Raw genomic sequence first — 13,520 nt, forward strand, 5'->3', positions numbered from 1 at the left:
ACGTGCTGGTTGAGCCTTTATTTCGCAAAACCTTTCACATGGTTTTTCGTTTCTCTTTTATGACGTTATTTAAAAAATCAAACAAATGACTGTCTTTTTTCATTGAAGGTGGTTAAACTATTTAGTAAAGAGGTGTTTGAATATGGATATTTCAGTAATCGACGCAGATAAAACTACAACTGCAACAGGAATCGTGTATGGGGCAACTGATGCGCCAAAAAAAATGATCGAATTTATCAATCTAGCTTGTCCTTATTGCCGGCAATGGTTTGAAGAATCTTATGAGATCTTAGACGAAGCCGTCCAAAAAGGTCAGCTTCAACGAATCATCAAGCTCTTCGACAAGGAAAAAGAAAGCCTGCAGCGAGGAAACGTGATGCATCATCATCTTTCAAGCAAGGATGGGCAAAAAGCGATGGAAGAGATCAGACAAATCTTTGCTACCCAAGAGGAATGGAAAAACCTTTCTCTTCAAGAAGTCGCTGATTATGCAACAGAGAAACTAGGGCTTTCCTATCAAAAAGATGAACAGACTAGTCAATCTATTATCGACGAAGCGGCAAATGCGAATATCCGTTTCGTACCGACGATCATCTTAGGAGAAAACATCTTTGATGAATCGATTTCTCTTGAAGAACTGAGCCATCTGCTCCATGAGAAGTAGATGAAGTGACGATCTGAGGCTGGGAAGATAAACTCCCAGCCTCTTATTTCTTATCAGATAAATGAGCATTAGACTAAGCGGCACGTCACGGAACACAACAAACAGCGGGAAATCCAGTTTGACAGAAGCAAGGGAAAAGGCAAGTAGTTTTTGCAAGCAAAAAAGACCGGCACATCCGCAGTTATGCGCTATGTGTCGGTCCTTTTTTATACAGCTTCTTCTCGTAGTTTCTCTGCAAATTCATTGATCTTGCGAATGCGGTGATTGATACCGGATTTGGAGATCGCACCTGATGGGATCATCTCTCCTAGTTCCTTCAAACTCACTTCAGGATGCTGGAGCCGAAGTTCTGCGATTTCTTGCAGCTTCTCAGGCAATGCCTGCAAGCCCACTTTCGCTTCGATTAATTCGATGTTTTCGATTTGTTTGGATGCAGCATCGATTATTTTGTTCAGATTTGCCGTCTCACAATTGACAAGACGGTTCACCGAATTTCTCATGTCCCGTACGATCCGCACGTCTTCAAATCGCAGCATCGAATTGGTAGCCCCAATCAATGTCAAGAAATCAGCAATCTTTTCTGCACCTTTTAAATAAGAAATATAGCCATTACGTCTTTCCAATGTCCGTGCATGCAGGCCATAATAATTCAGCATATCGCAAATATCCTGATTGTGCTGTTCATAAATCGAAAAAATCTCTAAATGATAACGGCTGGTTTCTGGGTTGTTGACTGAACCAGAAGCCATGAATGCACCTCGCAAGTAGGAACGCATTTTTTGTGAATTCCCCATGATTTCATCAGAGACATGTCCGTTGAACATCATGCCATCCATGATGTCCAAGTCCATGAGCACGTTTTTCGTTCCTTGTTTCAAACGCACGATATAGACATTATTCTTTTTAAGTTTCATTTTTTTCCGCACGAGCAATTCGCTTCGTACATTATAATGATCTTTCAAAAGAGAATAGATACGCCGGGCGATCGCAGCATTTTCAGTTTGTACATTTAGAATAAACTGCTGGTTGACGATTCCTAGCGAACCATTCATCCGAAGCAATGCAGCTAATTCAGCTTTGGCATGCTCGCGATGAACTTCCAGCCCAGTCAATTCTTTTTTCACATCTGCGGCAAAGGACATTCTATTCTCCCCCTTTCTACAACAACAATTAATGTTCTATTTTAATATTTCGAACCGAATACCAAACGGAAAAGTTCCTCGACCACTTTTTCCCCGTCATGGAAAACTCCGCCATTTTTCAATTCCAGAAAGTCAGTAGAGATCACTCGACAGCCTTCATTCCTCAAACCATTGAAATCATGTGCTACCTGCACGAGATATTCATCGTAGATCCTAGGATCCATATAGCCGTCGGGGACTTTTTCAGTATTCACTAAAACCGTATTGATAAATGGCTGATGCAAGTGTTCATGAAGGACTCGGATATGATCCGCGTCGGTAAAGTGTTCGGTTTCACCTTTTTGTGTCATGATGTTGCAAATGTAGACAACTTCAGCTGTCGTATTTACGACTGCTTCCCCAATTTCTGGAATGACCAAGTTAGGCAGGATACTGGTGAACAAGCTTCCAGGTCCCAAGACGACCATATCTGCCTCCATGATCGCTGAAACGACTTTGCGTGCGGCTTTCGCTTCACTTTCGTCTGTTGTGTTGCGGACATACACATGATCGATGATTTTACGGTCAAGCGCGATTTTCGATTCTCCGACGGCTGTAGTCCCGTCTTTGAACACCGCATGCAGTGTCAAAGGTGTTTCCGAGGAAGGATAAATGTGACCGTCTACGTGCATCATTTTCGAAAGAAGCTGGATTGCTTCATAGGTGCTCCCACGCATTTCAGAAACAGCAGCAATGATCAGATTACCGATCGTATGGTTCGCCAAAAACTGGTCTTCTTTTTTAAAGCGGTATTGAAAGATATCCTCATAAAACTGCGGCATATCAGAAAGCGACACGAGGACATTCCGTAAATCTCCTGGCGGTGCCATTGCTATAGACTCTCTGATTGCGCCGCTACTTCCCCCATCATCAGCTACTGTCACAATCGCAGTGATGTCGGCTCCTTGGTTACGCAAGCTCTTCAAAATCACTGGCAGCCCGGTCCCACCTCCGACAACGACGATTTTCGGCTTTCTGATACGGTAGGTTTTCATTTTCACGACCGATTCACCGTCTCTTTCCGTTTGTCTTTATCGCGGTGAGTGATGTTCACTTTATACGTTTTTCCAAGTGCTTCTGCTAAACGCTCTGTTAACGCTACTGAGCGATGCTGTCCGCCAGTACAGCCGATCGCGATCGTCAAGCTGCTTTTTCCTTCTTTGATGTATCCAGGCAAAACAGTTTGTAGCAGATCTAAGAATTTCGTATAAAATGATTCTGTTTCATCGAAAGACATGACATAGTCGTAAACAGGTTTATCTTTTCCTGTTAATGGTCTGAGCTCCGCAATATAGTGAGGATTTGGCAAGAAGCGGACATCCATGACAATATCAGAATCGATCGGCAAACCGTATTTGAAGCCGAATGAGACAAACTCGATCCGGAATCCCTGATCGCCCTTTGTTTTGAATGCTTGATTGATTTTTTCTCTTAATTGGCGTGGTGTCAATGTGGTCGTATCGATGATCACGGAAGCTTGTGCTTTCAGATCATTCAAAATCGCACGTTCTTTGCGAATACCTTCCGTCACTAATCCGTCCATCGCCATCGGGTGCGTCCGTCTTGTTTCTTTGTAACGGGCAACTAGCTCTTCATCCGAAGCATCTAAAAATAAGATCGATGTATCAATGAAGTTCGTATTTTCGATTTCAATCAGCATATTTTGGATTTCTTCAAAAAAAGAACGAGAACGAAGGTCCACACCTAGTGCCATTTTCGTTACTTTTCCAGATTCTTTGATCAGTTCCCAAAATTTAGGGATCAATTTTGGCGGCATATTGTCAATACAGAAATAACCCATATCTTCGAAACTTTGGATAGCGACTGTTTTCCCAGCCCCGCTCATCCCTGTAATGATCACCAGTTGTAAATTATCAGCCATAATGTCAATCTCCTCTCACCTATCGATTAGTACAATTATATCATTCCGGGCGTATCATTGCCAGTTTATTTCCATTCTTCGTCACTTTTTGCGAAAATTTTCTATAAATTTCCGCAAAAAATCAGGGCAAATACCTGCTACGATACTTGCCCTAACAAAAAACAAAAGATTTCTGATTTCCTGTTTCGGTCTGAAATAGGACTTTTAGATAACCGACGAGTCATCGCGCGATCATTGACGCAATTTCAACGCACGTTCGATAGTCCGATCAGCCAGAATCGACTGGGCATCGATGACAGGGTAAGGGTTATCCGATGCGAATTCCTGCATCAGCGACAACTCCGTACAGCCCAGAATGATTTTCTCGCATTCTAATCGTTCGACAGCTTCTTCCAGGATTTCATAATAAAGATCTTTATTCAAATGATCAGACTCTTTGATTTCATGATAGATCAGATAATTGATTTTTTCTTGAAGTTCCTGATCCGGAATCACTGCTTCAAAACCCAGATTTTTCACTTCACGTTCATAGATCCCTGCTCTCATACTGCCTTCTGTTCCTAAAACAGCTACTTTTCCTACTGTATGCTGACGAACAAGCTCATTTGCTGCTTCTCTCGGCATATGCAAAATAGGGATATCCGTTGCTGCTTGAAGCTCATCGAAAAAATAATGGGCTGTGTTACAAGTCAATACGATAAATTTAGGCTGCAAAAGATTTTGCTTTTCAATGTCATCCAGCAAATAAGGCATAGGATCTTCTTGTGTACGGTCTAAGATATAAGCCGTCCGATCGGGAACTGTCGCATGATTGAACAAGACATAGTTCAAATAATCCTGATCTTTCGATGCCTGTGTACGGTGATTGATCAACCGGACAAAACTTTCGGTGGCCATGGTTCCCATTCCGCCTAATATACTGAAAAAATTCTCCATGAACTAGCCTTCTTTCACATGAAAATACTTTTTGAATCTTGGGATATAGTTATGGAACATATATTTCATCAGCAGCCAACGTCTGACTGAACGGTCTTTTTCATAAAAGACAGTCGTTCCATAACGATTTTCTTTGATCATTTGTTCTGCGAGTTTTTTGTCTTCGTTTTCGCGTGCGTATTCCAAAAAGACTTTTTTCGGCACACCCATCCAGAGTTTTGCTTTTTCTGATTGATTGGTTCCATAAGTCGTTCCGGTAAATGGTTTGCCAAATACACGATCTTCGGTCACGAAACGTGCGAGGTTCAACCCATTTAGCGTAACAAAGAAGCTACTTCGTCCTTGACGCAGGTTGATTTCAAACAGCTTATACTCTCCATCACGAGGATCGTATTTCATGTCGAAATTCGCAAAACCTGTGTATTCGATCGTTTCCAAAAATTCTTTGATCGTCTGATAGATCTTTTCATTGTAATCTGGAATGATGACTACATAGTTCCCGATAGACGCAGGTGTAGGGTCTTCTAATAAAGGATGGCCTAGACACATCATTCGTACTTGATGATCTTCATCTACATAGGCATTCAGCACACGCATATTGCTGTCATCCCCTGGAATAAAGTCCTGTACGATCATTTCACTCGTATAACCAGCTTCATAAATCCGACCTAAAATCAGATCGAACTCTTCACGATTATCGATGATAAATGCTTTTTTGCGGCCTTCGAATTGGACAGAAAGGTATTCTACACTATTTGCCGGTTTCAAAGCGACTGGAAATTCAAAAGGCAGTTCTTGTTCCAAACGACCTTCTACAAGCATTTCTTCTCGTACGATCAACGTTTTAGGATAAGGAAGATGGTATTCTTCACAAACCTCATAGAAGCTGACTTTATTGATCAGTCGTTCAAACAAGGAGTAATCGATGTACGGACAGATGAAATGTTCCGAAAGCTCTTGTTTGTGTTGAGAAATCAATTCAGCATAACCGTCGCCACAAGCGATCAACAGGTATTTTTTGCTTTTATCAGAATACTTTTCTTTTGCCAGACGTCTCATAGTTTCGATAAATACAGGGTCTTTATCAAACCCAGGGATCACTTCGACATTGACAATCTTACTATAACGGGTAGGAGCTAACTGATTTGAAGCGTAAGCTTGGCAGACTTTGCCATATGCTTCATTGAAAGAACGTGCCATACCATAAACGTTCATGTCGCTGCCTAATAAAATAGGGATAAATTCTTCATTTTCATTACTGTTCATTATTATCTCTCACTTACTCATAATCTCTAGTTTTCTTTTTCAACTTACACAAGGAATATCATACCATAAAGAAAAAAGCAATCAAAGGAAACCCCTCCGATTGCTCAATTCTTTTTTGAACGGATTGAACTTATAGGAAGTTTTTATCTATACCAATCAGTGTAGACAGAACTACCATGTAATGTATTGTAGAACACAAGCCTTCAGAAAACAAGGACAAAATCTTTTTTTTATGTTTTTTTAATCATATCTTATGCCTTCGCTTTTGGTGACTCATCCATCATCTTTTTCAGGTACTGACCTGTATAACTTTCTTTTACTTTGATGATCTCTTCTGGCGTTCCGGTAGCAAGGATCGTTCCCCCGCCTTCACCGCCTTCTGGTCCTAGATCAATGAGATGATCAGCAGTTTTGATAACGTCCAGATTATGCTCGATCACTAATACTGTATTGCCGGCATCTACCAATCGCTGCAATACATCTAGCAGCCGAGCGATATCATCTGTATGGAGTCCAGTGGTAGGTTCATCTAAAATATAGAAGTTCTTGCCATTTGAGATTTTATGAAGCTCACTGGCTAGTTTCATCCGCTGTGCTTCCCCGCCTGACAATGTCGTTGCCGGCTGTCCCATGGTGACGTAGCCTAAACCTACATCGACGATCGTTTGCAGTTTACGGTGGATCTTTGGAATTGGTTTGAAGAATTCGACTGCATCTTCCACCGTCATTTCCAAGACATCTGCGATACTTTTTCCTTTATAGTGCACTTCCAGTGTTTCAGAATTGTATCGTTTTCCATGACAAACTTCACATGGGACATAGACATCTGGCAAGAAATGCATTTCGATCTTGATGATCCCATCACCGTGACAAGCCTCACAGCGTCCGCCTTTCACGTTGAAGCTGAAACGTCCCTTTTTATAGCCGCGCATCTTCGCTTCATTCGTTTGGGCGAACAAACCGCGGATATCGTCGAACACACTCGTGTAAGTCGCCGGGTTGCTTCGTGGCGTCCGTCCGATCGGGCTTTGGTCGATATCGATGATTTTTTCGATGCTTTCATATCCGGAAATCGTTTTGTATTTCCCGGGTTTTGCAGAATTCCGATTCAATTTCTGTGCTAAAGCTTTTTTCAGGATACTATTGACTAAGGTGCTTTTCCCAGAACCCGAGACGCCTGTTACTGCGACGAATTCCCCTAAAGGAAATTCGACAGAGACATTCTTCAGATTATTCTCAGAAGCACCTGTGATCTTGATCGCTTTTCCGTTACCTTTTCGGCGTTCTGCCGGTACAGGTATGCTTTTCTTGCCAGACAAATATTGTCCAGTCAATGAATTCGCATCTTTTGCTACTTGTTCAGGCGTACCAGCAGCAACGATCTGTCCGCCTTGGTCTCCAGCTCCTGGTCCTACATCGATCAGATAATCCGCCGCACGCATCGTGTCCTCATCGTGTTCGACGACGACTAAAGTATTGCCGAGATCACGCATTTTTTTCAGAGAACCGATCAATCGGTCATTGTCGCGCTGATGCAAACCGATAGATGGTTCATCCAATATATAAAGCACACCAGACAGGTTCGAGCCGATCTGTGTAGCAAGACGTATCCGCTGCGCTTCCCCTCCCGATAATGTTCCTGAAGCACGACTCAAGGTCAGATAATCCAATCCGACGTTTTCCAGAAAAGATAAGCGGTCGTTTACTTCTTTTAGGATCGGTTTCGCGATCACTTTTTCTTGTTCAGACAATGTCAGGTTCGAGAAAAAGTCCACTGCTTTTTGGATCGATAATTCGTTGGTTTGTCCAATATGTGTCCCATTGATCTTTACGGACAAGGCTTGCGGATTCAATCGATAGCCTTTGCATGTCTGACAAGTGAGTTCAGTCATATACAAACGCATTTGTTCTCTTGTAAAGTCGCTGTTTGTGTCGTGATAGCGACGTTTGATGTTCTTCAATACGCCTTCAAAGGAAGTTTCTACATCTCTGACGCCACCGAAATCATTCTCATAGTGGAAATGGAACAATTCATCTGTTCCATTCAAAATGACCTCTTGGTGTTCTTCTGGTAATTCTTCAAATGGTGTGTCCAAGTCGATACCAAAGCTTTCACACGCTTGGGCAAGCATTTGCGGATAGTATTGAGAGCTGATTGGATTCCAAGGAACAATCGCTCCTTCGCGCAAAGTTTTTGTTCTATCGGGGATCACTAAATCTTGGTCGACTTCTAATTTCACACCAAGCCCATCACAATCAGGGCAGGCTCCAAATGGCGCGTTAAATGAAAAAAGCCTTGGTTCCAACTCGCCCACGGTAAATCCGCAATAAGGACAAGAATAGTGTTCGCTAAACAACATTTCTTCTTCGCCGATGACATCGACTAAAGCATAGCCATCTGCCAACCGCAAAGCTGCTTCCAAAGAATCGAACAAACGTGAACGAATGCCTTCTTTTACGATGATTCGATCGATCACGATAGCTATATCGTGTTTTTTGTTCTTTTCCAATTCAGGCACTTCGCTCAAATCAAACGTTTCTCCATCGACACGTACACGAACGTATCCTTCTTTTTGGATTCGTTCGAACACTTTTTTATGCTGCCCTTTTTTCTTCACGACGATCGGTGCTAAGATTTGGATCTTTGTCCGCTCTGGCAAAGCCATGACTTTGTCAGCCATCTGATCGACGGATTGACTAGTGATCTCGATATGATCATTTGGACAGATCGGATGTCCGACACGTGCGAACAGCAAACGAAGATAATCATTGATCTCCGTCACTGTCCCGACAGTCGAACGCGGGTTTTTGCTCGTCGTTTTCTGGTCGATGGAAATCGCTGGACTCAACCCGTCGATACTATCGACATCTGGTTTATCCATTTGTCCTAAAAATTGACGAGCATAAGCAGAAAGACTCTCCACATATCTTCTCTGACCTTCTGCGTACAATGTATCGAAAGCCAGTGAACTTTTTCCTGAGCCGGACAGACCAGTCACCACGACGAATTTATCTCTGGGAATGGTCACATCTACATTTTTCAAATTGTGGGCTCGTGCGCCGTGAATCGTAATTTTATCGTTAGCCATGAAATCCTCCTACTCTGAAGCCTTTAATTCTAATATCATGTCGCGCACATTGGCGGCTGTTTCGAAATCTAAGGCTTTCGCAGCATCCTTCATTTCTTTTTCTAATTTCATCAATAAAGTTGCTTTTTCTTCTTTTGTCATCTCTTCATAAGAGAGTTGAACCGTTTCTTTCGGATCATCTTCTGATTCTTTGGTAATCGAGATCAGGTCTCTGATTTCTTTGATAATCGTTTTTGGAACGATTCCATGTTCTTCATTGTATTTTTTCTGAATGCTTCGGCGTCTCGATGTTTCTTCCATTGCCAAACGCATCGAGTCAGTGACCTTGTCTGCGTACATGATCACTTTTCCTTCTTCATTACGTGCCGCACGTCCAATAGTTTGGACAAGCGAACGTTCACTACGCAGAAATCCTTCTTTGTCGGCATCCAAGATGGCTACAAGAGATACTTCCGGCACATCTAATCCTTCACGAAGGAGGTTGATCCCTACTAATACATCGAATTCGCCTAGACGAAGATCTCGGATGATCTCTGTTCTTTCTAGCGTTTTGATGTCACTGTGCAGGTATTTCACTTTGATACCGAGTTCTTTAAAGTAATCGGTCAAGTCCTCAGCCATTTTTTTCGTCAATGTCGTTACGAACACCCGCTGATCTTTTTCGACACGTTCATTGATTTCTCCAACGAGATCATCAATCTGTCCCATGATCGGCCGTACTTCGATTACAGGGTCCAGCAATCCAGTCGGACGAATGATCTGCTGGATGACAGTATCAGTTTGTTCATGCTCATAAGGGCCCGGCGTTGCTGAAACATAGACGATCTGGTTCACATGTTTTTCGAATTCTTCTAAACGCAAAGGCCGGTTATCTAAGGCAGAAGGTAAACGAAAGCCGTAATCTACCAGCATTTGTTTTCTCGCACGGTCCCCGTTGTACATCCCACGGATCTGAGGCATCGTCACATGGGACTCATCTACTACGATCAGCGAATCTTCTGGGAAGAAATCCAGTAATGTATAAGGAGGTTCGCCTTCCTTACGACCATCCATATGTCGAGAATAGTTTTCGATCCCTGAGGTATAACCCATCTCTAGCATCATCTCAATGTCATAGTTAGTCCGTTGTTCGAGTCTTTGTGCTTCTAGCAGTTTGTTTTCGCTTCTCAGTACCGCTAAACGCTGATCGAGCTCTGCTTTGATATTTGCCACTGCATGTTCCATATGTTCATCGTTGGTCACAAAGTGGGTAGCCGGGAAAATAGCCACATGTTCTGTCTCGCCTAAAACTTCTCCAGTCAGTGCATTGACTTCCCGGATCCGTTCCACTTCATCGCCAAAGAATTCCACGCGAAGTGCCCGTTCATCACGAGAAGCTGGAAAAATCTCCACGACATCACCACGCACTCGAAAACGACCGCGCTGAAAATCAATATCATTTCGTTCGAATTGGATGCTTACTAGATCACGGATCAGCTGATTCCGATCGATCTCAGCCCCTTGCCGGATCGATACGACCTGTTTCTGATATTCAAACGGCGAACCTAACCCGAAAATGCAAGAGACAGAAGCAATGACGATCACATCATTTCGCTCTAGCAACGAACTGGTTGCTGAATGCCGTAGCTTATCGATCTCATCATTGACACTCGAATCTTTTTCGATATACGTATCACTCGAAGGTACATACGCTTCTGGTTGATAATAATCATAGTAGGAAACAAAGTACTCGACCGCATTGTTAGGAAAGAAATCTTTGAACTCTCCATATAATTGCCCGGCTAATGTCTTATTGTGGGCAATGATCAATGTAGGTTTGTTGACCTTTTCGATCAAGTTCGAAATCGTATATGTTTTCCCTGTTCCTGTCGCCCCTAACAGGATCTGTGCTTTTTTTCCGCCAACTACGCCTTCAACTAACTGCGTGATGGCTTCGGGCTGATCACCTGCAGGCTGGTATTTCGAGACCAGCTCAAAGTGTCGGGAGGTATCTCTCTCAATCATTTTTCGTCCTCCTTTTTGTTCGTTCCTTTTCATTTTACGACCTGCAAAAAGAAAAGGAAAGCAAAGACATTCCTATATCAAAATTATACCACACCGAACATACTTTCGCCAGTTCTTTCTCTCGGTGCTTATGTCACATTTCCTTACACGCGATGTAAGAAAAAGAGAATTTTTTTATTTTTTAAAGCTTGTCAGCTTGTCTCATCGCTCCCTTATCGCCTATAATAATTAAATATTGGAATTTTAGGAGGTTAATTATGAAAAAGAGTCACTTTTTCTACACATTTATTTTCATAATGACAGGACTTGTCACATTTGTGTTTAGCAACCCTGTACAAGCTGATGACAAAACAACCGCAGAATCAAACGCAAGCGAGACGATGCAAAAAATCAAACCAAAGAAAGACATATACGTCATCGCCAGCGACTCCGCCTTCGCACCGTTTGAATTTCAGAATGAAGACGGAAAATATGAAGGAATCGATGTCAAATTGATGGAAAGCATTGCGAAACTGCAAGGCTTCGATATACGGATGGACTATCGCGGCTTTTCTGCAGCACTCCAAGCGTTAGAATCCGGACAAGCAGACGGGATGATCGCCGGGATGACCATCACGGATGAACGAAAGGAAAATTATGACTTTTCAGATCCTTATTTCGACAGCGGCATCCAGCTTGCTGTGAAAAAAGGAAATGATTCCATCAAATCTTATAATGATCTAAAAGGAAAAACTGTCGGAGCAAAAGTCGGTACCGAAAGTGCGGAATTCTTGAGCGCACACGAAAAACAATACGGTTATACGATCAAATACTTCGACGCCGCTGATCAGCTTTACGACGGGTTAAGAATCGGCGCAATTGATGCCATGATGGACGACTACCCTGTGATCGGATATGCGATCAAACAAGGCCAAGCACTTGAAACACCAATCAAAAAGGAATCTGGCGGACAATATGCTTTCGCTGTGAAAAAAGGACAAAATCCTGAATTGCTCAACATGTTCAACGAAGGACTGAAAGAATTAAAACGAACAGGTGAATACGACAAGATCATCAAAGAATACGTAGCAGAAGGAAATGAAGTTTCTAGTTCTTCCAAAAACGAATCGACGATCATCGGTTTGATCCAAAACAACTACCAAGCATTGCTTAAAGGTCTTTGGAAAACGATTCTCTTGACACTGGTTTCCTTCGTGCTTGCGCTGATTGTCGGCGTGATTTTCGGTTTGTTCAGCGTCGCACCGATTCGTGCATTGCGTACGATCGCAAGCATTTACGTTGATGTGATCCGCGGAATCCCTATGATGGTTCTGGCCTTCTTCATTTTCTTCGGTCTTCCAGGTATTGTCGGCTTTACGATCCCTGACTTTATTGCTGGTGTGATCACATTGACACTGAACGCAAGTGCTTATATCGCCGAGATCGTGCGAGGCGGGATCAAAGCTGTTCCAGTGGGACAAATGGAAGCCTCTCGAAGTTTGGGACTTTCTTATAATCGGACGATGCAAAAAATCATTTTGCCACAAGCTATAAAAATCATGCTTCCATCCTTTGTCAATCAATTCGTGATCTCCTTGAAAGATACGACAATCATCTCAGCGATCGGTGTAGTCGAACTCTTGCAAACTGGGAAGATCATCGTGGCACGTACGACACAAAGTACGTATGTTTATCTGATCATCGCAATCATGTATCTGATCTTGATCACAGCTCTGACAAAATTAGCGAAAGTTTTAGAAAAGAAGGTGAAATAAGATGTCAGAAAAAATCTTAGTAGAACATCTTGTAAAAAAATACGGAGAAAATACGGTTTTAAACGATATCAACGTGTCGATCAACGAAGGCGACGTGGTTTGTATCATCGGCCCTTCTGGTTCCGGAAAAAGCACTTTCCTTCGCTGCCTGAATCGTTTAGAAGAGCCTTCAGACGGTGAGATCATCATCGACGGCGCACATTTGATGGACAAAAACACGGACATCAATCTGGTGAGACAGCACATCGGGATGGTTTTCCAGCACTTTAATCTGTTCCCTCACCTTTCCGTTTTAGAGAACATCACCTTGGCACCAATGGATCTGAAAAAAGAATCAAAAGAAGAAGCCGAAAAAAAAGCAATCAAACTCCTTCAAACAGTCGGTCTTGAAGATAAAAAAGATATGTATCCAGAAATGCTTTCCGGTGGTCAAAAGCAACGTGTGGCTATTGCGCGGGCATTAGCCATGAATCCAGATATCATGCTTTTTGACGAGCCAACTTCTGCTCTTGATCCAGAAATGGTCGGCGATGTATTGAATGTCATGAAAAAACTAGCCAAACAAGGTATGACAATGGTGATTGTCACCCACGAAATGGGCTTTGCTAAAGAAGTAGCTAACCGCGTCATGTTCATTGATGGCGGAAACTTCTTAGAAGACGGCACACCAGAAGAAGTCTTCGGAAATCCGCAGAATGAACGGACGAAAGATTTCTTGAACAAAGTTTTGAACATTTAACTCTT

General features: G+C 42.6%; 10 protein-coding genes. 3 read left to right on the plus strand and 7 right to left on the minus strand.

Going from position 1 to position 13,520, the window contains the following annotated elements; all coding sequences use genetic code 11:
• The first annotated feature begins 142 nt into the window (after positions 1 to 142).
• Positions 143 to 664, plus strand: coding sequence for a thioredoxin domain-containing protein (locus G7Y42_RS05750; protein ID WP_165004896.1), 522 nt, complete (start codon positions 143 to 145; stop codon positions 662 to 664).
• Positions 665 to 870: 206 nt separating this feature from the next.
• Here G7Y42_RS05750 and whiA read toward each other — a convergent pair whose 3' ends face one another.
• From whiA to uvrB, 7 genes are all read right to left on the minus strand, one after another.
• Positions 871 to 1,806, minus strand: a complete 936-nt coding sequence (gene whiA, locus G7Y42_RS05755; RefSeq protein ID WP_165004894.1) for a DNA-binding protein WhiA — start codon at positions 1,804 to 1,806, stop codon at positions 871 to 873.
• Between the two features lie 41 nt (positions 1,807 to 1,847).
• Positions 1,848 to 2,846, minus strand: coding sequence for a YvcK family protein (locus G7Y42_RS05760; RefSeq protein ID WP_165004892.1), 999 nt, complete (start codon positions 2,844 to 2,846; stop codon positions 1,848 to 1,850).
• Positions 2,843 to 3,727 carry an RNase adapter RapZ gene (rapZ, locus tag G7Y42_RS05765; protein WP_165004890.1) on the minus strand — a complete coding sequence of 295 codons (885 nt, stop codon included), beginning with the start codon at positions 3,725 to 3,727 and terminating at the stop codon, positions 2,843 to 2,845. Before rapZ ends, G7Y42_RS05760 begins: the two co-directional genes overlap by 4 nt.
• A 231-nt stretch (positions 3,728 to 3,958) precedes the next feature.
• Positions 3,959 to 4,663: an aspartate racemase gene (locus G7Y42_RS05770; protein WP_165004888.1), complete on the minus strand. Its 705-nt coding sequence runs from the start codon at positions 4,661 to 4,663 to the stop codon at positions 3,959 to 3,961.
• 3 nt (positions 4,664 to 4,666) lie between these two features.
• Positions 4,667 to 5,932 carry a D-aspartate ligase gene (locus G7Y42_RS05775; RefSeq protein ID WP_206215445.1) on the minus strand — a complete coding sequence of 422 codons (1,266 nt, stop codon included), beginning with the start codon at positions 5,930 to 5,932 and terminating at the stop codon, positions 4,667 to 4,669.
• Between the two features lie 248 nt (positions 5,933 to 6,180).
• The gene (gene uvrA / locus G7Y42_RS05780) at positions 6,181 to 9,018 is read right to left on the minus strand and encodes an excinuclease ABC subunit UvrA (protein WP_165004884.1); all 2,838 of its coding nucleotides are present in this window, start codon (positions 9,016 to 9,018) and stop codon (positions 6,181 to 6,183) included.
• Between the two features lie 9 nt (positions 9,019 to 9,027).
• Positions 9,028 to 11,022 carry an excinuclease ABC subunit UvrB gene (uvrB, locus tag G7Y42_RS05785; protein WP_165004882.1) on the minus strand — a complete coding sequence of 665 codons (1,995 nt, stop codon included), beginning with the start codon at positions 11,020 to 11,022 and terminating at the stop codon, positions 9,028 to 9,030.
• A 188-nt stretch (positions 11,023 to 11,210) separates the two neighbouring features.
• On the opposite strand from uvrB, the gene G7Y42_RS05790 reads away from it, so the two are divergent.
• Complete coding sequence (locus G7Y42_RS05790) at positions 11,211 to 12,776, plus strand: amino acid ABC transporter substrate-binding protein/permease (protein WP_346773682.1); 1,566 nt, start codon at positions 11,211 to 11,213, stop codon at positions 12,774 to 12,776.
• Between the two features lies 1 nt (position 12,777).
• Entirely contained in the window at positions 12,778 to 13,515 is a 738-nt protein-coding gene (locus G7Y42_RS05795; protein WP_165004878.1) for an amino acid ABC transporter ATP-binding protein, read from the plus strand.
• Positions 13,516 to 13,520 lie beyond the last annotated feature (5 nt).

The organism is Enterococcus sp. ZJ1622 (genome assembly GCF_011038845.1).
GTDB lineage: Bacteria > Bacillota > Bacilli > Lactobacillales > Enterococcaceae > Enterococcus_B.

Bases quoted from the DNA above. Each gene is read 5' to 3' on its own strand.
- G7Y42_RS05750 (WP_165004896.1), top strand. From the start codon at position 143: ATGGATATTTCAGTAATCGACGCAGATAAAACTACAACTGCAACAGGA.
- whiA (WP_165004894.1), bottom strand. From the start codon at position 1,806: ATGTCCTTTGCCGCAGATGTGAAAAAAGAATTGACTGGGCTGGAAGTT.
- rapZ (WP_165004890.1), bottom strand. From the start codon at position 3,727: ATGGCTGATAATTTACAACTGGTGATCATTACAGGGATGAGCGGGGCT.
- G7Y42_RS05770 (WP_165004888.1), bottom strand. From the start codon at position 4,663: ATGGAGAATTTTTTCAGTATATTAGGCGGAATGGGAACCATGGCCACC.
- uvrA (WP_165004884.1), bottom strand. From the start codon at position 9,018: ATGGCTAACGATAAAATTACGATTCACGGCGCACGAGCCCACAATTTG.
- uvrB (WP_165004882.1), bottom strand. From the start codon at position 11,022: ATGATTGAGAGAGATACCTCCCGACACTTTGAGCTGGTCTCGAAATAC.
- G7Y42_RS05795 (WP_165004878.1), top strand. From the start codon at position 12,778: ATGTCAGAAAAAATCTTAGTAGAACATCTTGTAAAAAAATACGGAGAA.